Below are 22797 nucleotides of genomic sequence, written 5' to 3'. Positions count from 1 at the left end.
AAAATATAATTATACAAAAAGTTTAAAGCATTTTTTGTGTAAAAGTTTGTTAAACTATAATATATCTATTCGATTATTGATTAAATTTAGCGGTATGAAATTAAAAGCGTTATTTATTGCAATATTGATAATTGCAAGTTGTAAGCATGTTGATCAGGAAACTGTTGAAATTAAAGAAGATGAGAATAAAAAATTGAATCTTATTGTTAATTCCAGTAATGTTAAATTAGAAGTTTACAATTTTAAAGCGTTCGAAAAATTTTTAAACTTAAAAGATGATAAGGTGTATGTTATTAATTTTTGGGCAACTTGGTGTGCGCCTTGTGTTAAAGAGTTGCCTTATTTTGAAAAATTAAATGAATTATATAATGATAAAAATGTGGAGGTTATTTTGGTGAGTTTAGATTTTCCTCATTTATACGATTCTAAATTGAAGCCATTTATTAAGGAAAGAAAATTGATATCGAAAGTAATCGCTTTGGATGATGTTGATATGAATACTTGGATACCTAAAGTGGATGATAAATGGTCTGGATCTATTCCAGCTACTATTATATATAGGAATGATAATAAGAAATTCTTTGAACGATCATTTACGTATGAAGAATTAGAGTTGGAAGTAATGCGTTTTATTAATTAATATAGAAAAAATGAAAAAATCAATTCAATTAGTTTTAGGAGCACTCATTGTGTTTTTTGTAAGTTCGTTTGTAGAGACGGATACGTTGTTAGGAAAAGGTTATAAAATAGGAGATGTAGCTGAGGATTTTACACTTAAAAACGTAGATGGAAAAATGGTGTCTTTAGCAGGGTATAAAGATGCTAAAGGCTTTATTGTGGTGTTTACTTGTAATACATGTCCGTATGCTGTTATGTATGAGGATAGAATTATAGCATTAAATAAAAAATATGCATCAAAGGGATATCCTGTAATTGCAATTATGCCTAATAACATTAATGTGAAACCTGGAGATAATATGCAGGCGATGAAGAAAAGGGCAGAAGATAAAGGTTTTGATTTTCCATACTTAATGGACGAAGGTCAAAATGTATATCCTAAATTTGGAGCTACTAAAACACCGCATGTATATATTCTTAAGAAAACAAACAAAGGGAATGTAGTTAAGTATATTGGAGCAATTGACGATAATTATAAAGACGCTTCTGCTGTAAAAACTAAATATGTAGAGCATGCTGTAGATGCTTTGCTCGTAGGAAGAGAAGTGAAGCAAAAGGAGACTAAGGCTATTGGGTGTTCTATTAAGGTATAGCGAGTTGTTATTGTAATGGATAAAATCTGGGGTGTGATACTTCGGATTTTTTTGTCTATAATTTGATAAGATGTGTTAAATTTGTCTGATATATAAATATTTATAATTAATGGAAGATTTAACACAAGAAGAATGGGTATCTCAATTAGCTAAAGATGATAATGCGATTGTATTAGATGTAAGAACTGATGCTGAAGTTGCTGAAGGGGTTATTAAAAATGCAATTCATATTGATATATACAAAGGTCAAGATTTTATAAATGAGATAGAAGAGTTAGATAAAAGTAAGAGTTATTATGTGTATTGTCGTTCTGGAAATAGAAGCGGACAAGCTTGTAATATTATGGAAGAATTAGGTTTCGAAAATGCTTATAATTTAGAAGGAGGTATTTTAGAGTGGGAAGGTGAATTAGTTGATCTTGATTAAGCTTATATTGTTGGTAATCAAATGGTAAATGTATTTTTTGTCGAATTTTAGTACGTTCATCTGTTTTTTATGCACTTCATCTTTTTATTTTTAATAAAAAGATGATTTTTTTTATATTTAAGTGAAAACGTTTTGATTATTAAATAATTAAGCGCTTTAGTTTTTGTTGATCACTTATTTAGAAAAAGATATGGAAAATGGTTATTTGATATTGGGAATAATTGCATTATTATTTTTAAGCATGTATGGATATTCTTATTTTTCGGTTGCTATGGAAAAAGCAAGGCAAACAAGTAAGATGAATAAAGAATTGAAGAAAAAGGAGGAAAGGTTAAAGCGACGTGATGAAAATCAAAAAATACGTGATAAAAAACTTATGAAGTTTAATAAAAGAAAAGAAGAAATACAAAGAGAGCTAGTTTTATTGAAAAAAATGAAAGATAAGTTAGAAGTTAGTTAAGCTTTGTAATTAAGTATAAAAAAACCCATGTAAATTTAATTTATATGGGTTTTTTTATACTTAATTTTTAATTCTTATGGGTTTCCAACGATTTTTTTAAAATTTAAATAGTAGGTTTTTTCTTTCGTTATGTTAAAGAAAACATCACTTGGTCGATGTTTTCTATTTTTTAGGATAAAAACAAATAATCTATGGGTAAGTTTTGAATTATTTAAGTTAGAGTTAATGTTATATTTGTATAAAAATAAATTGTACGAATTAAATTATATTTAATTATTGTTTTAGTGTTTTTTTTATGATTGCTCTTTAATTTGTTAGAATGAGAAGCTTAACTTATTTAGTGAAATAAATGTTAAATACTTAGAATTTGGCATGTTTTTGTAAAAAATAAGGTTAATTAAGGTAATCTTTAGGTAAGGGTTTGTAAAAAAGATATTGTCTAACATAGATACTTAGTAAAATATTAAATAAATTGTTAATAATAAATAGATGAAAAGAAAAAATACATTTAAAAGTCTTAAAATGCGATTGTTAACCTTGGCTTGTTTAGGAGTTACAATAGGAGGGGTAGCGCAAACCCAAGGAACAAAACCCAATATAATTTTAATTTTGGCAGATGATTTAGGGTATGCTGATGTGGGATTTAATAGAGGTTCTGGTTTTCCTGCAGATAAAGGGGTAATACCAACACCCAATTTGGATGCGTTGGCAACAAACGGAATAATCTGTACTGATGGTCATGTTGTTCATCCATTTTGTGGACCAAGTAGAGCTGCATTACTAACAGGTATCTACCCTCATAGAATTGGTGCGCAGTATAATTTACCTAATGATATAACTTCAGAGTTAGGTATTCCAACATCAGAGGTGTTTTTTTCTAAAGTACTTCAGGATAACAACTATAATACAGCAGCGGTAGGAAAATGGCATTTAGGTTTTAAAGAAGATAGTTACCAGCCTCTTGATAGAGGTTTTGATGATTTTTTTGGTTTCCTAGGTGGTGGGAAAAATTACTTTGAAGAGAGATATGAGGATTCTTTTTATAGAAGGCAAGGTGGTACTAATCCTGTAATTAATGAATATCAAGATCCGTTACAAAGAGATAGAAGCTATGTAGATAGAGCAGAGTTTAGTAATGCTCCTAATGAGGATTATTTAACAGATGTTCTTACAGATGAGGCTATTAAGTATATAAGTGAATACACTGCTGATCCTAATCCGTTTTTTATGTATTTAGCTTATAATGCACCTCATACACCATTACAGGCTCCAGATGCAGAAATAGCTCAATTTAAAATAGATAATCCTGATTTTGAAGATTTAGTAAGAAATAGTACTTATGTAACAAACTCTACACCTGTTACTAAATTACCTGTTGCTGATCAACCTGCAAAAATAGAGGAGATAGTTGAGGCACGTATAAATTATGCTACGATGGTAACTAATATGGATACTAATATTGGTAGAGTTGTAGATGAACTTAAAAAAGATATTAATGTATTTAATAATACGTTAATTGTATTTTTAAGCGATAATGGAGGTAAGGTATTCACTTCGGGTGCTGTAAATCATCCATTAGCACAATGGAAAGGTAGTGTAAATGAAGGAGGACATCGTGTACCTATGTTTTTTCACTGGCCCAATAAAATTTCAGGAGGGCAAACATATAGCCACCTTTTAAGTGCTTTAGATTTATATCCAACTTTTGTTGATTTGGCTGGAGGTACAATTCCTGCTGGTAAGATTATAGATGGTAAAAGCGTGATGGATAAAATAATAGCAGGAGAAGATGCTAGAGTAGATGATTGTATATATGTAATGAGACCTCAAAACGGTTTTCATAACGCTTCTATAAATTGTGGAAAATATAAAATTGTTAAAAAAGGAGATGGTGGTGATTGGAATTTATTTGATTTGACAAATGATATAGAAGAAGCTAATAACCTTGCTGGAGTCTTGCCAAATGCTCAAGAAATTATAGATAATATATTAGAAAAAGCTGTAGAATGGGTTAAGGAATTTAAAGATCAGAAGCCAGCTTGGTTTGATAATGAACGTAATGGTGGGCACCCTCATAGAGTTCATTGGTTTGATACTGAAGCATTACCCGGATATGATAGATTGTTTGGTAGCTCAGAATTAGCTTTGGGTGTTGAAGATGCTTTTAGTTCTGAATTTAGTGTTTCTCCAAATCCTTCTTCTAATTATTTTAATTTAAATTTTAACGAGCCAATTAATAAATTGGAACTAGAAATATTAACAATGGATGGCAAGTCTGTTAAAAAAGTAATTGGTACTAATGCAGATAAGCCAAGAATAGATGCTTCTGGTTTGCCTCATGGGATGTATATATTAAGAGTTAAAGCAGATGGTAATTCTGCATTTGAGAAGATTATTAAATTATAATTAAAAACTAAATAAATTAAAAAAGCCATATAAAGAAATTTATATGGCTTTTTTGGTTATCTATTGTATTTATTTAATGAATTACAACATCAAGATTAATTAAATATTGCTTTATTTGCATAGGTAATTTTTGATATGTTAAGGGTAAATATCAGTGTTTTCTTTTTCCTAATAACCATTATTTTTACCAATTAGCATTAATGTTTTATGTATTTAAAGTTGAAAATTTGTCTTTCTAAGTACAGTTTTTGTCTTTGTAAATATATTTTGATATTATTGATGATAATAAACTAAGTTAATTAAATTTAAACAAATGAAATTTAAAAATGGATTAATTACTAAAACTATTTTGGGTAAATACATGCTCATTATGTTTTTAGCTTTGCATTGTGGCTTATCTGCACAAACCGATAAGTTAATCGTAAGAGGAATTGTTACAGGAGAAAATAGCTTGCCTATTCCTGGAGTTTCTATTCTTTTAGAAAAAAATGGTAAACAAACTGGTGCTATTTCAGATTTTGATGGTGCATATTCTATTGAGGCTAACGTTGGAGATATTCTAATGTTTACTTATTTAGGTATGATTTCTCAAAAAGTGAAAATAGAGGGAGCTCAGCTAAATGTCGTTTTACGAGAAGATATTGACGAATTAGATACTGTTGTTGTAATTGGTTTCGGTGCTGTTAAAAAGAAAGAAATAATAGGTGCAGTTGCTCAAGTAAAAGCTTCAGAAATAGAGAATGTAATCACTGGTGATATTAGTAGTGCACTACAAGGTCAAGTAGCTGGGGTAAGTGTAACAGCTAATGGAGGAGAGCCAGGGGAAGGGTCCGGAATCTTAATTAGAGGTATATCATCTCTAACTGGATCTAATAGTCCGTTATTTGTTGTAGATGGTGTGCCACAAGCAGGAGATCCAGGTTTAAATCCTAATGAAATTGAAACGATAGATATTTTAAAAGATGCAGCTTCTGCTTCTATTTATGGTACTAGGGCTGCAGGTGGAGTTATTTTAATTACAACAAAAAGAGGTCAAGAAGGTAATACAAAAATTGATTTAAACATTAATAGCGGTATCCAAAGAATAACTAGAGAAACCCCTTTAATGAATACCGAAGAACAAATATTTTTTGATTCGAATGACCAAAGTAGAGGAACAGCCCTTTCTCCAGCTCGTTTTGATAGATTTAGTTTATTAAATGATAATGATGCTAGGGATTTAGTTCAAAACAATTTTGCTACTATTTCAAGATATAATCTTAGTATTACAGGAGGAACAAAAGATTCAAATTATAGTTTTGTATTAGGATATTTTGATCAAGAAGGAAGTGTACTTAATTCTAGATTGCAACGTTATAACTTAAGATCTAATGTTCAAGTATCAAAAAATAAATGGACTATTAATAACGGTTTTGGATTCACTATTGATGATAGGGAAAGACCTAACTTTAATTTATTATTACTAAGTCAAAGGGCTTTTCCTTATTTAGATAAAGTTGATGAGAATTCTAATAACATTATAGATGATAGTGGAGATAATGAACGTTTATCTAACTTAAATGGGATACTTGGAGCGTTAACAAGAACACGTGAATTAGGTAGATATAGATTTGAAGCAAGTTCGAATATAGGGTATAAAATTAACGATCATTTGGAATTAAAAACATTGATTAGTGGAGTAGTTACTAATGAATTTGAAAAACAGGTACAACCAGCTTTTCAGGTTTTTGATCAAGAAGGAAACCCTACACGTAGTGAGTTTGATAATTTTGTTTATGAATCTAGAAGCAGAAGAATACTTATTAACTGGAATGGTAGTATTAACTATAATCAGCAATTCGGTAAGCATAATTTTACGGGTTTAGCTTTAGCGTCTATTGAAGAAGATAATTTCACTTCTATTGGTGCTTTTGTTCAAGGTTTAACTTTTAATAATCCAAGAAATTTATCATTAGGTGCAGTTGATGCTAATGCAACTTCAAATGGATTATTAAATAGAGGAACTCCTATTATATCTCCAGATTTTAGAACGAAAAGAATAGGTACCATAGGTAGAGTTCTTTATGATTATGATGGTAAATACTTGTTAAGTGTTAGTGGTAGATTAGATGGATCTAACCAATTCTCAACAGATAATAGATTTGCATTTTTCCCTTCTGCTTCATTAGGATGGAATGTATCAGAAGAAAAGTTCTGGGAAAACATAAAACCTTTAATAAGTAGTTTGAAATTAAGAGCTAGTATTGGTACGACTGGAAATGATAGATTCGCTACTAACTCTTTTAAAAGTGTAGTTATAACAGGTTTTGATGTTGCATTTCAAAACCAAGAAGATAATTCAAGTATTTTAAATCCAGGAGTGGGGCAATCTCGATTTGCTAATCCAGATTTAAAGTGGGAGGTAACTACTCAAAGAAATATTGGATTAGACCTAAGTTTTTGGAAAAACAAATTGGTTGTAACTGCTGATTATTATAATAGTGAGAAAAAAGATTTGTTAGTAGGAGTGCCTATTAATTCTAGTTTTGGTGCAGTGCCTCCTGGTGATATTCAGGCAGGACAACGTAATACAACGTTTAATATTGGTGATTTAACAAATCAAGGTTTTGAAACTTCAATTAGATACCGTCCAAAGACAGGTAACGTAAGATGGAATATTCTAGGAACTTTTACTACTAATAAAAATGAGGTTAAAAATATTGACGGAAACGTAGATCAATTATTATTTAATAATATTTTCCCAGTGTTTGGAGACGGTGTTTCAATAGCTAATGGATTAAAAGTTGGTAGAGAAGCAGGATCGTTTTTATTATTCCCAACAGATGGTTTATTAAAAACAGAAACAGAGGTAAATGCATATAATGCTCAATTTGGAACTAATGCAGAAGTTGGTGATTTAAAATATGTTGATACAGATGGAGATGGAGTAATACGTAATGAAGGAGATCGAGTGTATAAAGGTAGTGGCTTACCAGATTTTGAAGTAGGCTTAAACCTTAGTGCTACTTATAAAAACTTTTATTTTGCTACTAATTGGTTTGCGTCAGTAGGAAATGAAGTTTACAATGCAACTAGGGCTAATGCGATTAATGATAGACGATCTAAAGATCTTATTTATCAATTTATACCTGGGGTTAATGAGGATACAAATATACCGACTTATAGAGGGCGTACTCCATTACATAATAATTTTAGACCAGATACAGATTTATTTATAGAGGATGGATCCTTTGTTAGATTACGTAATGTAGTTGTTGCTTATACACTACCTAAAGACGTTTCAGAAAAGTTAGGGTTTAGTAGAATTAATTTTTATGCTAATGGTCAAAACGTACTAACTATTACAGATTATACTGGATTAGATCCGGAAGTTGGAGGAAATAATATTCAAAGAAAAGGATTAGATAGTGGTGTACTTCCAATTACTGCTAGTTATAATTTAGGTTTAAGATTAAATTTCTAAGAAAATGAAAAAAATAAAATTAATATTTACAATTTTTTGTAGTATACTCGTATTCTCATGTGAAGAATATTTAGAAGAACCAAACCCAAACTCGCCAGTGTTTCCAGATGCTATTCAGTCATTAGAGGATACAAATAAGCTTGTAAACGGAGTCTACAATACATTATATAATCATTATTTATTGAGTATTGAAGAAGAGGCTTTAAGATCAGATCAAGGTTCAGTAGGGAATAGAAGTAATGGGGGAAATAACCCATTGGATAGATTAATTTGGTACAGAAATGAATTTAATTCTAGTACTAGAGAAATTACGAGAAAATGGGCTGCTTTATACCGTGGAATTTTCTTTGCTAATCAAGCTTTATTCGGTTTAGATAAGATAAAATCTTCATTGATTACAGATGAAGAAATTGATGAGTGGAATAAGCAGGCAGCTGAAGCTAAGTTTTTTAGAGGTTTGTATCACTTTTATTTACATTCTACTTTTAATAATGGAAATGTAATAATTAGAGATGGTTACGAAGACGATCTTAGTAAACGTAATGTAGATGTTTCACCTTCAGAAGAAGTTAGAGCTTTTTTTAGAAAAGATTTAGAAGAAGCGCTAGTATATTTACCTTCTCCTTCAGAGATTACTGAAAGAGGACGAATAACTAAAGGTACGGCTACTATGATTTTGGCTAATAGTTATTTGTATGAGGGTACGGATGGAGCTATTGCTAATGCGGCAACACTTTACGAGGAAATAATTAATGATTTTGGGTACTTGTTGGAGACAGATATGAGTAAAATGTTTACAACTGATGGTGAATTTAATAGTGAATCTATATTTGAAATTCCTTATACAACTGAAATTAACCTTGGTGATAATGCTTTTGATGAAAACAGTTTACATAATAGACTTGCTGCTAGAAGTGTTCCTTTTGCTTTTGGAGGGCAACAGAGATTTTTACCTGCATCATGGTTAATTCTAGAATATCTTAATGAAGAATTAGACCCTACTGATTCAAGGAATACGATTACTGGAGGGAATGGTTCTTTAGTTACAAGACGTGTTTCAATGCGAGCTTCGGCAATGGTAGCTTTAAATGATGATTTAGATACACCACTTTATCTAAGCCCAAACACTTTGCAAGCAGGTAACTTAGGGGGAGGAAATGGAAATTTTGTAATATCTATGTTTAAGAAATATTCTAATCATGATATTGCAACAAATGAGACGTTAACGCCTTCAAAAGACCGTAATAAATCAGGGAAAAATGTTATTGTAAATCGATTGTCTGAAGCATATATTAATTTAGCTGAATGTTATATTCGTCAAAATAAAGTTGATGATGCTTTAAGTATGTTAAATATAGTTCGTAGTCGTTGGGGGCTTATAAAGTTAGGAACTGGTAATCCTTCAGCTAGTTTTGATGGAATAGCTTATGATCAAACAACATTAATGCAACATTTAATGTTTATAGAGAAACCTTTGGAGCTTTCTGCGGAAGGCCATGCAATTAGAACAATTGATTTAAGAAGATGGAATGTAGCACAAACTAGATTTAATGATTTAGCTAGTAGAACATATCAGCCTATACAATATGAGGCTCCTAATGCTGATTTAGCTAGAGGAGGACAGACGAGTAGAGCTAATGGTACTATAAAGTTATATGACTCAGCGAATCCTCCAGGGAATCTTGATATATTATTTAAAGAGTTTGAAGGTTCTTCTGCTAATTTTAATAGAAATAATGGGTATCTTCCTATTCCTGCAGATGAAGTGTTGAACAATAACGGTATTTAAAAAAAAGGATTATGAAAAAATATAGTTTAATTTTATTAGCCTTATTCACAATATTAAGTTGTGAAAAGGATGATTTTGAAAAAATATCAGATTTTTCAAAGCCACAATTATTTACGCCTAGTATTAATGAACTGAATGAAACTTCAATAACAAATGAAATTCCTATTGCAATTAATGATTTTAGTTCAATTTCTGATGTTTCACAAGGATTAGTTTCTAGAACATGGACTATTGATGAAGGTGTTTTTTATCTTGATTCAGAATTTAAAAGAGAAGATAGTTTAAATCTAGCACCTTTTATAGATAAAAATTTAGGAAGAGCTAATTCAGCTCAAACTATTCACGCATTATTTACAACTCCTGGTGTTAAAGAAATAACATTAAAGCAGAGTTTTAATTCACCAGTAAATTTCTTGGGTAAGGATGCTGTTCAAGAAGGTGATTTATGGGTTTTAGAAAACATATTTACTTATAATGTTTTTGAAGATTTAAACGCTGAGGCTTCTATTTCTAATGCAGATGGAAGTGTTGAGTTAGGTAAATTGACGGCTAGTCAAAACCCAGATAAAGCTAATTCTTCTAGTTTCGAAACAATAACTATTGAAGCAGGTACTAGTTTAACCTTTACAGACTTATCAACTGTTGGTCAGCCAACAGGTAGAGTTTGGAATTTTGAAGGAGGAAATCCTGCTACAAGTGCTAATGATGTGGAAATTGTGTCTTTTAACAGGTTAGGTGATTATACTGTTGATATTACTACTACTAGAGATAGACAAGCTGGTTCTTTGCGTGCTGCAGAACAAACAAAAACTATACCTCTTTTAATTAAAGTAATTCCTTCTACACAACCTCTTATTATTTCAGGAAATGCTGTAGCTACAGATGATAGCCCTGTTTTAGGAACAAATATTATTAATTTTAGTATAAATGGTGAACTTGAACCTTTTGTTGGTGCTGAAGATGAATTTATAGTTAATGTTACGAATACTGGTTTTAATGCTAATTTAGCAGTAGTATCTGCAAAAGTGAGTAGAAAAGATGCGACAGTTGTAGAGTTAATTTTAGAAGAACCTATATATAACACAGATACAGTTACACTTTCATATAATGGGACAACAATAACTTCTATAGATACAAGAGAGCTTAATACATTTGATAATGTTATTGTAGATCCTTTAAGGAAAAATTTCCTTCAAAGTGCTTCAAATCCAAGTTTTGAGACAGCTAGTTCTAATCCAATAATAGCCTTGCTTTTTGGACACAGAACTTTTGGTGGAAGACAAAACCCTGATAATACTTATATTTACTCTAGATCAACAGAAAGATCAAGTGATGGCGGAGCATCAGTTAAGGTTCATGCTTTATTTCCGCTTGCAGGTGGTCCTGGTTTAACAAATACGATACTAGGTTCATCTAATGCTCCAGCAGGATCGTATACTTTTACTTTTGATGTATTTATTGAAGAAACATCAACAATTAATGGAGTATTTGTTGCTTTTGCAAATTCAGATAATACAGTTGTAGATTTAACAGGTGTTACTAAAGGTGAGTGGGTAACAGTAGAAACAGAAAGAGTATTTACAGATAATGTTGGAGGAAATTTAAATTTTGTTATACGAAATGGAGATAATGGAACTGTTCCAGCAGGATACCAAACATTTTATATTGATAATTTAAAATTAATTATTAATGAGATGAGACCTTAGGTCTATATTCTATTAGTAAAAAAAGCTGCAAACTTTTAAAGTTTGCAGCTTTTTTTATTCTAGGTGGACTTTACATTAATAAGTTTGGATATCATAGTAATGAGAATATAATAGCTCAGTATGTCAAAAAACTAAGGTAAATATTAAGTATTACATAAAACTGACCAGTTGAACCTTTTTTAATAATACCTCGGTACTCTTGCTTCGAGAATTATTTACTAAAGCTGTCTTATATTGATATAGAATTATAAGTTTTTTTATTAAAAGTATTCTCTTTAAGTAGTCTGTTTTATAGATTTGATTAATATAATATATGTATAAATAGTTTTTGTTCATGAAATTTTTCTAACAGATAACTAGTTATTGAGGGTAAATAGATGTAGTTTCATAGTCATTTTATCCATAAGTGGTTTTTAAGTTAGTTTTGTTGTATCTTTTTGTTTTTCAGTTGTTTATATATGTTTTCGTGTTAATAAAATGCCTTTTTAATAAGATTTTGGTTGTTAAAATGTTAAATTAATTAAAATTATGTTATAAAATTGCTATCTTCGTATTCTGTTTAGCTAGCCCTCATATTAAATAAAGTGACAGAAAATATTATATGTTATGTAGAAATCACATTCTGCAAAATCTCTCTAATTCTCTCAATATCTGTATTTTATGAAATTAGTATTAAAGAACACCGAAAATTTTGTAAACAAAAGAGTTAACATCTTAAAAAAGGAAGTTCCTTGTTTAGATTCATCATGGCATTATCATTCTCAATACGAGCTTTTGTATATTTCAAAAAGTAGTGGTATTAGATTTGTTGGGGATAATGTATCACATTTTTTTCCAGGAGAATTGGTTTTAGTAGGTCCTTATTTGCCTCATCTTTGGAGGAATGATGAATCCTATTATAAAAAGGATGGGAGTTTAATGGTGAAAACTATAGTTATGAAGTTTACTAAAAATTTCATGGGAGAAGGTACATTTGGGAATCCTGAATTTGCAGAAATAGATAAACTACTTGAGCAATCGAAATTTGGCGTATCCTTTCGGAAAAAAATAAGTAGGGAAATGCATGATGAACTTATTGCAATTTTGGATTTATCTAAAGGAGAGCAATCAATAAGTCTACTTAGTATTTTGTTTAGGCTGTCATTATGTAAAGAGGAGGATAAAAAAATATTATCATCTACAGATATGCGTCAATTTTCAACTGAAAACCCTGATCGTTTAGATACTGTGATTAAATACATATCGGACAATTACAAAAGTGAAATTAGTTTGGGAGATGTGGCAAATATAGCTTGTATGACAACAAATTCTTTTTGTCGATTTTTTAAAAAAATGACAAATAAATCTTTTACAGAATTTTTAAATGAAGTACGTATTAGAAATGCAGCGCGTATGTTAGTTCAAGAAAACCTACCAATTTCAGAAATTTGCTACATGGTTGGTTATAAGTCTATTCCTAATTTTAACAAGCAGTTTAAACAAATTATAGGTAGTACTCCAAAAAGTTATAGGTATAAACTGTAATATTTCATTAAATTAAAAATCTATTTTATAGTATTAAGGGTAAAAGAATGTAATTAAAGGATAACTTTTATTACTAGAGAAATAGTAATTTATTTAAATTTGCTTTCAATCAATTTGAATAATAGATTATTTAATCCATTAATAGATTTATGAGAGTTATAAAACATTTTATTTTATTCACAATAGTGTTTCAATGGAGTATTACTATATACGGACAAAATAAACCAAATATTATATTAATAGTGTCTGATGATGCAGGTTATGCGGATTTTGGATTTCAAGGAAGTAAAATCATGAAAACGCCACGTTTGGATAAATTGGCAAAAGAAAGCGTAATGTTTACTCAAGGTTATGTGTCCGATCCAACATGTGGTCCCTCAAGAGCTGGTTTGATTACTGGGAGATATCAACAAAAGTTTGGTTTTGAAGAAAATAATGTGCCAGGATATATGAGTAAGTCAGGTTTAACAGGAGATGATATGGGAGTGCCATTAGAAGAAGTAACCATTGCTGATTACATGAAAAAATTAGATTATAAGACAGCTTTTTATGGCAAATGGCATTTAGGAGGGGCAGATAGATTTCACCCATTAAAAAGAGGTTTTGATGAGTTTTATGGATTCCGAGGAGGAGCTCGTAGTTACTTTCCTTACGAGAATTTGCCTGCAAGTCATTTAGATAAAATGGAGCGTGGTTTTGGTAATTTTGAAGAACATGAGGGATACTTGACAGATGTTTTAGCAGAAAATGCTATATCTTTTATTGATAAAAATAAAAACGACCCATTCTTTATAGTAATGTCTTTTAATGCTGTACATACACCAATGGATGGAGATGAGAAAGATTTGAAACAATTTCCTAATTTAACAGGAAAAAGGAAAACTGTAGCTGCTATGACATTGGCATTAGACCGTGCGTGTGGGAATATATTAGATAAATTAAAAGCCTTGAAGTTGGATGAAAATACTATTATTGTTTTTACAAATGATAATGGAGGGCCAACAGATAAAAATGCATCAGTAAATAAACCTTTAAGTGGCACAAAATCTAATCACTTAGAAGGAGGAATTAGAGTGCCATTTTTAATGAAATGGCCAAATAAAATAAAAGAAAGCAGTAAATATAACTACCCTATTTCTACACTTGATTTATTGCCAACTCTATATGTTGCAGGGGGAGGAAAAGTTAGCGATTTAAAAAATATTGATGGAGTAGATTTGTTTCCTTATATTAGTGGTGTTAATAAGAATAGACCTCATGAATCACTATATTGGAAGAAAGATGCACGTGCGGCTTTAAGAAAAGGAGATTGGAAATTAATTCGTTTTCCAGATAGACCTGCAGAACTTTACAACATTGAAGAAGACATTTCTGAACACAATAATTTGGCTAATAAATATCCAGAAAAAGTTAAAGAAATGTATAAGCAGATTTTTGAATGGGAATTAACTTTAGAGCGACCTTTGTGGCAACTTAAAAAGAAGTTTGAGAAGTTTGATATAGATCGTATGGATAAATATAGATAAATATCTTTTTAAAAACTAAACAGGAAAATAATATTTTAAGTATGTTTCTAAGCCTTTCGATTTTATTATTCTTCCTTTTGTTTTTAATTTTTGCAATATCTAAATGGAAAGTACATCCATTTATAGCTTTAATTCTAATAGCTATAGCTTTAGGTTTGTCATTTGGCTTTGGAGGAAAGGAAACTGTAGATGTTGTATTGAAAGGTTTTAGTGGTACCTTGAAAGGTATTGCTATAATTATTATAATAGGAGCCTTTATAGGTGAAGTTTTGCAAGATACAGGAGGAGCCTTTCGTATATCTAATAGCATTGTAAAGGGAGTGGGTAAAAAAAAGCTTCCTTGGGCTATGGGGCTAACAGGCTATATAGTGTCTATTCCTGTTTTTATTGATGTTGCGTATATTTTATTGCAACCTGTTACAGAGTCTTTAGCAGTTAAAAGCAAAAAGCCAGTATTATATATAGGATTGGCTTTAGCTGCAGGTTTAACGGTTTCTCATACTTTAATACCTCCAACTCCAGGACCATTAGCAGTAGCAGAATTATTAAATCTTGATATTGGAAGAATGTTACTTATTAATATAATTGTAGCTGTTTTTGCTATGATGGGAGGTGTTTTTTGGGTGATATTCTTTTTAAAAAACTCATGGCTCAATTATGATGAGAAACTTAAAGATTCATTAAAAGAAACTGATGAACTCTCTTTAGGTAAATCAAATTCAGGGAATGTTTTATTTGACCTTTTGCCAATAATAGTTCCTATAATGTTAATAGCTACTGGGTCATTTATAAAACTAGAATCATCAAACATTTTTACTACTATATTTAATTTCTTAACATTACCATTAATAGCTGTAATGGTAGGAGCTTTTATAGCTATATTCCAATTAAAAAAAACTGACAAATCAACGAAGTTAAATACTTTGGTTGAGCAAGCTATTTTAAAATCGGCATTGGTTATTATGATAACTGGAGCAGGGGGAGCATTAGGTTATGTAATTAAAGAAACAGGTATTCAAAATGAGATAGTAAGTGTGTTTGCTAATTTCCCGTTTCTAGGTATTTTACTCCCTTTTGCAGTAGCTTCAATTCTTACAATTTCCACAGGGTCAATAACAGTTTCATTAGTAGGGAGTGCTTCTATGTTAGCTCCTATGGTTAGTAGTTTACCAGTTTCTCCAGAAATGGTAGCTGCTTTAATTGGCTGTGGTTCATTTTGTGTATTTCATGCTAATTCAAGTTTTTTTTGGCTATTAAATCGATTGCATGAAGTACCTCCTAGAACACTCTATAAAACGTTTACAGTACAATCACTTGTTATGGGGGTTTCTGGTTTATTAGGGGTTTTTCTGTTAAACCTTTTGGGGTTTTAAACCATTCCGTTTTTTTTAAGTCTATATAAAGTGTAGATTCATGTATATTTTTCTTTCATATTTAAGAAATATGTGTTGTCGAGGTAAAATAATGTATAACTTGGGTAATTTCTTTAAGTTAAAAACGGCAATTTTATTCTTATTTTGCTTAATTATATTCTAAAAATTAACATAATTTTATTCGTTTTCTTATAAAAGAGCAGCTTAAAATGAGTTTTTAGTTTTATATGTGGTGGTTGTTTTTAAGCATTTGTAGATGATGAATATTTAAATTTTTAGGTTATAAAAAAGTGAATTTGAAAATGCTTAGAAGTAATTAGCCTTAGAACTGCCTTTTAAAAACAATAATTATTTGATATCAAGAATAATGCTTGTAAAATAAAAAAAGTAATAAGTAGGAGTTTGAAATAAAAACTTAATTATGATTAAAAATTTAAAATAATTATATGATTGAATTAAAGAAAATATTGAAGTGGGTTTTATGTATAGTATTAATGATTACATTTTTTTCTTGTTCTAGTGAGGATTCTGATTCTCCAGCAGAGGAGGAAAAGGAAATAATTAATGAAGATCCAAAACCAGATGATAATACATCAAACCCAGATTATCCATTATCAGATCAAGAAAATTCAGGAAATTGGGTTTTAAATACGGAGGTTAGTGATGAATTTGAGGGTGCCACACTAGATGAAACTAAATGGCTTATACAAGGAAGAAATGGAGAGTTCCAATCTAATTTTGTAGGAAGAGCTCCTTCTCAGTTTTCAACAGATAATGTGCGTTTAGAAGATGGTAAACTAAAGTTAGAAACTAGATGGGAACCAAATTATAATTTTTCTCCAAAGGTAGCTAAAGATGGTACGAAATATGAGAATATTACAACAGCAGCAGTGATTACAAAAAAGGAGTTTACTTATGGTTACATGGAGGTAAAGTCTAAAGCTGCAGACGCAGAGATTACGAGTTCTTTTTGGGCTACAGGAAATAATACAGAGTTCGATTTTTTTGAAATGTTTGGTGATCATAAGCAAACAAATAAATTAGATAAAGATAGAGAACTTTGGTGGTCTATTCATGATTGGTCTAGTTCAGAAAAAAATAATACAACTTATACAGAGCATCATGATTTAGGGTTTAGAGTTGCTGATGACTTTCATGTTTATGGGTATGAGTGGAGTGCAGATGGGGTTATAATATATATAGATGGTAAGTTATTTAAGAATGTGACTAGAGCAGAAATTAATGCTTATGATGATACAAAAGAAGGAGGTAATGGAGCAAAGGAAAATTTTGTAATTACAAAAGCAATAAAAATTTGGTTTGATCAAGAAACATTTCCATGGCATGGTGTACCAGACTCTATGCAAGAAGTAGGCGGAGATGGAAGTGTAGATTTTGAAATTGAATATTTAAGAGTTTGGCAAAAAAAATAGATATAGAAATATTTGTAAAAATAAATAAAAGTGAAATAATTATATAAAATGATTTTAATGAAAAAGATGTCTGCTTTTTTATCTGTATTAACTATACTGGTTACTTTTTTTAACTGTCGAAGTCAAGATATTTCGGAGAAATCTAAAAAGGAAGTATATACTGTAGCAGTGTATCCGTTTTCAGATCCAAACAACACTGGTAATTGGGAGCTTAATACAAATGTAAGTGATGAGTTTGATGATGAGACTATTGATGAGAATAAATGGTATATAGTTGGGAAATTTAAAAGAGGAAAACCTATTTATAAACATCCAGATAAACCAGGTAAAAAGGTTTGGAAAGGTCGTGCTCCATCTCAATTTTCAGGTAGAAACTACAGGTTAGAGAATGGTAAGTTAATACTTGAAACACGTTGGGAGCCAGATTTTCCTTTTGCAGATGATAATAAGCAAACATGGGGACCAGACAAGAAAATTGAAAAATTTGAAAATATTACTACAGCTTGTTTTATAGGTCGAAGGGAGTTTAAATATGGCTATATGGAAATAAAAAGTAAAGCTGCAGATGCAGAGGTTACTAGTGCGTTTTGGGCTACGGGTAGTCAAACAGAATTAGATATTTTTGAACAGTTTGGTGATCATAGGCAACCAGATAAATTAGATAAAGATAATGAGCTTTGGTGGTCCATACATGATTGGAGTAAAGAAGGAAAAGGCAAGACTGTTTATACTGAGCATTTAGATTATGGTTTTAGAGTAGCAGATGACTTTCATGTATATGGTATAGAATGGGATGAAAATGGACTTAAACTTTATGTTGATGGTAAATTAAAAACTCAAGCGACTAAAGAACAGGTTAATGCTTATGCTAAAGGTGAAAATTTACCTAATGGTTGGGTTATGAAAGGTCCTATTCATATTTGGTTAGACCAAGAAACATTTCCCTGGCATGGTGTCCCAGATAGTAAAGAAGATTTAGAGTTAAATAGTCCAGAAGGTAAAAAAGATGATGGAATTGTTGATTTTGAGATAGAATATGTGCGTGTTTGGCAAAAGAAATAATTACATTTAGCAAATAAATTAAACAAGTAAATTAAATATTATTAACATTAAATTTTATACTATGAAGAAAATTCTTGTGTTACTGTTTTTAGTGGTTTCATTTTCAAATATTTATGGTCAAAAACCAAATAATAGTGAGGAGAAAATTTATTATTTTGTAAAAAGTGCGGTCAAAGAATATACATTAAATTTAAATCAATATAAAAAGTTATTGAGGGCTCGTCGTAAATATATAAAAGACTATATGAACACTACCAAGGACTTTAAAAATGGAGGTTTATCTAAAGATCAAAAAAAAGCCAAAATCCAAGCAGTAAATAGAGGGTTTAACGAATCATTTACTAAAATAACAGGTGTGCTTCAAAGAGAGCTTGAACCATTTCTTGTTAGAATGCGTAAAGAGATAAGTAAAATATAATTAATTTTCACAAAAATAACCTTAATAAATACTAGATTGTATTAGTTAAGTTTACTTAAGAGTATTAAACCTTAATAGGTTTTTAAATATAAAACACCAGATATTATATAAAATTATTATCTGGTATTTTTTTTGTTAAATTTTGAGCTATATTTATAGTGTAATATCCAATCGATTGGATACTCTTCTTTTAGATAAGATAAAAAATAGGTGCTTCATTAATCTATTTTTGTAGAAAGGACAAAGTTTAAGAGTGGGACTTGAAAACCTATGTTTAAGTTATCGAAGTGATGAGATTAAATTAAGAACCCTAATTTTCGGATTTGTATTAAGAAAATTTGATATTGTATTTTGAATTTAAAAACATATAAAAGTAGTATAATGAATAAAAAACTTATAGTTTTAGGATTGGTCTTATTGATTATTACACAATTTATTTCGGCCCAAAACGATTGGGAGAATGAATCAGTGTTTGAGAAGAATAAAATGTATGCTAGAGTTGCAAGTTATTCATTCGAAAAAGCAGAAGATGCTTTAATTGGAAATAGAAATAAGGCTAGAATACAATCGCTAAATGGTAATTGGAAATTTAAGTATGTAGCTAAATCTGAAGATAGGCCAGTCGATTTTATATCTAGAGATTTTGAAGGGAAAGGCTGGAGTAATATACCTGTGCCTTCTAATTGGGAATTGGAAGGTTTTGGTCAACCTATTTATTCAAACATTATTTATCCATTTACGCCAAACATATTAAACATACCAAAAAGTCAACAAACTTATATGGGGCCATTACCCCCTAGACCTCCAAAAATTTATAGAGATAATCCTGTGGGAAGTTATTTTAGAGATTTTGAAGTACCTTTAGAATGGAAAGATCAGTCTATTATTATGCATTTTGGAGGGGTTTCATCAGCATTTTATATTTGGGTCAATGGAGAGAAAGTTGGTTATAGTCAAGGAAGTAGGCTCGCAGCAGAATTTGATATAACAAATTATGTGAAACCAGGCAAAAACCGTGTTGCAATACAAGTTTTTAGGTGGAGTGATGGTAGTTATCTAGAAGATCAAGACATGTGGCGTTTAAGCGGTATTCATCGTGAAGTTATGTTAATGGCACAACCTAAGATAGCTTTAAATGATTTTTTTATTAGGACAAAGTTTGATTCGCAATTACAAAATGCTAAATTAGAAATACGCCCAGAAATGTGGGTTCAAGATTATTCTCCTCATGATCTTAAAGGATGGAAAATTAAAGCGCAGTTATATGATGCAAATAAAAAAGAAGTTTTAAATCTGCCTTTGTCTGCGTCAATAGATGCTATTTACAATGAGAGATGGGCACAACGAGATATAACTAAGTTTGCTTTTTTAGAAGCAACAATAAAGCAACCTAGAAAATGGTCTGCAGAAGATCCTTATTTATATAAATTGGTTTTTACAGTTGAAAATCCAAAAGGAGAAGTTGTAGAGGCTAGATCACATAGTATAGGGTTTAGACATGTAGAGTTTAGTAATAATAATGAGCTTTTAATTAACGGAGAGGTAGTTAAAATAATTGGGGTTAATCGTCATGATCACCATCCAATAAAAGGTAAAGTTTTATCACGAGAAGACTTACGTAAAGATGTAGAGCTGTTAAAGTTATTTAATTTTAATGCGGTAAGAACCTCGCATTATCCAAATGACCCTTATTTTTATCAATTGTGTAATGAATACGGTATATATGTTATGGATGAGGCTAATATAGAATGTCATCATTTAGGAAGTTATATACCGCAACAACCAAATTGGACGGCGCCAATTTTAAGTAGAGTAATACGTATGGTAGAGCGTGATAAAAATCATCCATCTATTATTTCTTGGTCTATGGGTAATGAAGCAGGTACGGGACCTGCATTTGCAGCAGCAGCTGGTTGGATTAAAGATTTTGACCCATCACGTTTTATTCATTACGAAGGGGCTCAGGGAGATCCAACAGATCCTGCTTATAAAGAGGGAGATGAAGGTCAAAGAGTCTTTAGAGGGGTAGCTCATGCAAATCCTGATGATCCAGATTATGTAGATGTTCTAAGTAGAATGTATCCAGAACTTTATCAATTAAAAAGTATGGTAAATAGTAAACATATAGATCGCCCTATTATAATGTGTGAATATGCGCATGCTATGGGTAATTCTATTGGTAGCTTAGGAGATTACTGGGATTATATTAGAGCTAATCCAAATTTAATTGGAGGTTTTATTTGGGATATGATAGATCAGGGACTTGAAAGAACCAATAAAAATGGAGAGAAGTTTTATGCTTATGGAGGTGATTTTGGAGACGAACCTAATGATGAAAACTTTTGTATTAATGGGGTCTTTTCTCCAGATAGAAAACCAAACCCACATGCTTGGGAGTGTAAATATATTTTTCAGCCTTTTTCTTTTGAAGATAAAGATGTTAAAAATGGAGAGATTAGAGTTGTTAATCGTTTTAGTTTTTCAAATTTATCAAATTATGAAGTAAGATGGAAGCTTTCAGAAAATGGTAAAGATTTACAGTCAGGGATACTTAAATCCCAATTAGTAGAAGCAGGTAAAGTAGGAGTTATTTATGTGCCCTTTAAAAAGATTGCTTTTAAAGAAAATTCAGAATACTGGTTAAGGTTGAGTGTACATGAAAAAGAGGATCGTTTGTGGGCTAAAAAAGGATATGAAATTGCTAAAGATCAAATATTGTTAAAGCCTAGAAAGTTAGATAATATATATGTATCAAAGTCAAAAGAAATTCTAATAGTTGACGATGGGGACAATGACGTAGTAATTAAAGGGAAACATTTTTCAGCTAAAGTTTTAAAAAACAATGGACAGTTAGTTTCTTATATTGTGAATGGAAAAGAGCAATTAATATCACCTTTATGTCCTAATTTTTATCGCCCACCAATAGATAATGATATAAGAGGAGCAAGTCGTAAATTATTTATGGCTTCAAGTAAAGTTTGGAAGAATATGGGTAAAAACTTAGTGAAAAATACAGATGTAAGTGTTTCTAATGTAAATAGTTCTGTTCAGGTTCTTGTAAAGCAAAATTTTGATAATAAAGTTAAACTAGAAATCAAATATTTATTTTTAAATGATGGTAAGATTCAAGTGAAAATGAGTATTGATGTAGATAAATCGTTACCATGCCTTATTCGTTATGGTGTAACTCTGGGTGTGCCTGATTTATATAAAAAAACAACTTTTTATGGGAAAGGGCCATGGGAAAATTATCTCGATAGAAAAAGAGGGGCAGAAGTAGGTGAGTATAGTTTTAAGACGGATAATCTTTTTTACAATTATATTAAGCCGCAAGAAAACTCAAATCGTAGTGATGCTAGATGGTTAAATCTAGCTTCTAATAAAGGTAAATCTGGAATTAAAATATATGGTATCCCTGAATTTGGTTTTTCAATATGGCCATATTCAGCTGCTAACATAGAAAAAGCTAAACATCCTTATGATTTGAGGAAGCAAGGGTATTATACATTAAATTTAGATTTATTACAGATGGGGATTGGAGGGACGTTGTCCGAGACTTTACCACATTATCTTATTAATCCAGGGCAATATAGTTTTGAGTTTATGATAAATGCTTACTAAAAGTAGGTTCTATATACTGGGAGGAGTAGTTGCTGAATTTTAGTAGCTACTCTTTTTTTTTGAAATTTCAATATAAAACTTCAAAGGAATTTAGCAAAGCTAGTAGTTGTTATTTAATTCTATTTCAGAGTAATGTTTCATATTAATAAAAATGTTAATAAAATATTAAAAAAATATACAGATTTATTTATATATTGTGTAAGAAAAAAAATCCAAAAAAATATATTTCTTTATTTTTATGTGAGATTTTTAATGATTTGACTAAAAACGGGGTAAAATTATGAAGATCTAGGGTAATTTTTATTAACTTAGAAGAGT

Annotated in this window: 15 protein-coding genes; all 15 read left to right on the top strand. The window is 30.4% G+C overall.

Features of this window, described 5'->3' with window-relative positions; genetic code table 11:
• Window positions 1-94 precede the first annotated feature (94 nt).
• Complete coding sequence (locus tag A8C32_RS17775; protein ID WP_069831731.1) at window positions 95-640, top strand: TlpA disulfide reductase family protein; 546 nt, start codon at window positions 95-97, stop codon at window positions 638-640.
• Window positions 641-650: 10 nt separating this feature from the next.
• Window positions 651-1271 carry a thioredoxin family protein gene (locus tag A8C32_RS17770; RefSeq protein ID WP_069831730.1) on the top strand — a complete coding sequence of 207 codons (621 nt, stop codon included), beginning with the start codon at window positions 651-653 and terminating at the stop codon, window positions 1269-1271.
• Between the two features lie 109 nt (window positions 1272-1380).
• Window positions 1381-1698, top strand: coding sequence for a rhodanese-like domain-containing protein (locus tag A8C32_RS17765; protein WP_069831729.1), 318 nt, complete (start codon window positions 1381-1383; stop codon window positions 1696-1698).
• A 190-nt stretch (window positions 1699-1888) separates the two neighbouring features.
• Window positions 1889-2158, top strand: coding sequence for a hypothetical protein (locus tag A8C32_RS17760; protein WP_069831728.1), 270 nt, complete (start codon window positions 1889-1891; stop codon window positions 2156-2158).
• A 489-nt stretch (window positions 2159-2647) separates the two neighbouring features.
• Window positions 2648-4564 carry a sulfatase-like hydrolase/transferase gene (locus A8C32_RS17755; protein WP_069831727.1) on the top strand — a complete coding sequence of 639 codons (1917 nt, stop codon included), beginning with the start codon at window positions 2648-2650 and terminating at the stop codon, window positions 4562-4564.
• A gap of 313 nt (window positions 4565-4877) precedes the next feature.
• Window positions 4878-8027 (top strand): SusC/RagA family TonB-linked outer membrane protein, encoded by a 3150-nt coding sequence (locus tag A8C32_RS17750; protein ID WP_069831726.1) that lies wholly within the window; start codon window positions 4878-4880, stop codon window positions 8025-8027.
• A 4-nt stretch (window positions 8028-8031) separates the two neighbouring features.
• On the top strand, window positions 8032-9816 hold the full coding sequence (locus A8C32_RS17745) for a RagB/SusD family nutrient uptake outer membrane protein (RefSeq protein ID WP_069831725.1): 1785 nt from the start codon (window positions 8032-8034) through the stop codon (window positions 9814-9816).
• Between the two features lie 11 nt (window positions 9817-9827).
• A complete protein-coding gene (locus A8C32_RS17740) occupies window positions 9828-11522 on the top strand; it encodes a hypothetical protein (RefSeq protein WP_069831724.1) in 1695 nt (564 codons plus the stop codon).
• A 660-nt stretch (window positions 11523-12182) separates the two neighbouring features.
• The gene (locus tag A8C32_RS17735) at window positions 12183-13046 is read left to right on the top strand and encodes an AraC family transcriptional regulator (RefSeq protein ID WP_069831723.1); all 864 of its coding nucleotides are present in this window, start codon (window positions 12183-12185) and stop codon (window positions 13044-13046) included.
• Between the two features lie 149 nt (window positions 13047-13195).
• Entirely contained in the window at window positions 13196-14572 is a 1377-nt protein-coding gene (locus tag A8C32_RS17730) for a sulfatase-like hydrolase/transferase (RefSeq protein WP_069831722.1), read from the top strand.
• A gap of 41 nt (window positions 14573-14613) precedes the next feature.
• Entirely contained in the window at window positions 14614-15945 is a 1332-nt protein-coding gene (locus tag A8C32_RS17725; protein ID WP_069831721.1) for a GntP family permease, read from the top strand.
• 446 nt (window positions 15946-16391) lie between these two features.
• Window positions 16392-17378, top strand: coding sequence for a family 16 glycosylhydrolase (locus A8C32_RS17720; RefSeq protein ID WP_069831720.1), 987 nt, complete (start codon window positions 16392-16394; stop codon window positions 17376-17378).
• 57 nt (window positions 17379-17435) lie between these two features.
• A complete protein-coding gene (locus tag A8C32_RS17715; RefSeq protein ID WP_240491776.1) occupies window positions 17436-18440 on the top strand; it encodes a family 16 glycosylhydrolase in 1005 nt (334 codons plus the stop codon).
• A 61-nt stretch (window positions 18441-18501) separates the two neighbouring features.
• A complete protein-coding gene (locus A8C32_RS17710) occupies window positions 18502-18858 on the top strand; it encodes a hypothetical protein (protein ID WP_069831718.1) in 357 nt (118 codons plus the stop codon).
• 381 nt (window positions 18859-19239) lie between these two features.
• Window positions 19240-22479 carry a glycoside hydrolase family 2 TIM barrel-domain containing protein gene (locus tag A8C32_RS17705; RefSeq protein ID WP_069831717.1) on the top strand — a complete coding sequence of 1080 codons (3240 nt, stop codon included), beginning with the start codon at window positions 19240-19242 and terminating at the stop codon, window positions 22477-22479.
• Window positions 22480-22797: the final 318 nt, after the last annotated feature.

Source organism: Flavivirga aquatica (assembly GCF_001747085.1).
In the GTDB taxonomy this organism is placed as follows: domain Bacteria; phylum Bacteroidota; class Bacteroidia; order Flavobacteriales; family Flavobacteriaceae; genus Algibacter_C; species Algibacter_C aquatica.
The sequence above is the reverse complement of the archived record's forward strand: the minus strand, read 5'-3'. Positions and strand labels throughout refer to the sequence as shown.

Coding starts and splice junctions, on each gene's coding strand:
- A8C32_RS17770 (WP_069831730.1), top strand. CDS start 651: ATGAAAAAATCAATTCAATTAGTTTTAGGAGCACTCATTGTGTTTTTT.
- A8C32_RS17765 (WP_069831729.1), top strand. CDS start 1,381: ATGGAAGATTTAACACAAGAAGAATGGGTATCTCAATTAGCTAAAGAT.
- A8C32_RS17720 (WP_069831720.1), top strand. CDS start 16,392: ATGATTGAATTAAAGAAAATATTGAAGTGGGTTTTATGTATAGTATTA.
- A8C32_RS17775 (WP_069831731.1), top strand. CDS start 95: ATGAAATTAAAAGCGTTATTTATTGCAATATTGATAATTGCAAGTTGT.
- A8C32_RS17735 (WP_069831723.1), top strand. CDS start 12,183: ATGAAATTAGTATTAAAGAACACCGAAAATTTTGTAAACAAAAGAGTT.
- A8C32_RS17715 (WP_240491776.1), top strand. CDS start 17,436: ATGAAAAAGATGTCTGCTTTTTTATCTGTATTAACTATACTGGTTACT.
- A8C32_RS17760 (WP_069831728.1), top strand. CDS start 1,889: ATGGAAAATGGTTATTTGATATTGGGAATAATTGCATTATTATTTTTA.
- A8C32_RS17730 (WP_069831722.1), top strand. CDS start 13,196: ATGAGAGTTATAAAACATTTTATTTTATTCACAATAGTGTTTCAATGG.
- A8C32_RS17750 (WP_069831726.1), top strand. CDS start 4,878: ATGAAATTTAAAAATGGATTAATTACTAAAACTATTTTGGGTAAATAC.
- A8C32_RS17710 (WP_069831718.1), top strand. CDS start 18,502: ATGAAGAAAATTCTTGTGTTACTGTTTTTAGTGGTTTCATTTTCAAAT.
- A8C32_RS17705 (WP_069831717.1), top strand. CDS start 19,240: ATGAATAAAAAACTTATAGTTTTAGGATTGGTCTTATTGATTATTACA.
- A8C32_RS17740 (WP_069831724.1), top strand. CDS start 9,828: ATGAAAAAATATAGTTTAATTTTATTAGCCTTATTCACAATATTAAGT.
- A8C32_RS17725 (WP_069831721.1), top strand. CDS start 14,614: ATGTTTCTAAGCCTTTCGATTTTATTATTCTTCCTTTTGTTTTTAATT.
- A8C32_RS17755 (WP_069831727.1), top strand. CDS start 2,648: ATGAAAAGAAAAAATACATTTAAAAGTCTTAAAATGCGATTGTTAACC.
- A8C32_RS17745 (WP_069831725.1), top strand. CDS start 8,032: ATGAAAAAAATAAAATTAATATTTACAATTTTTTGTAGTATACTCGTA.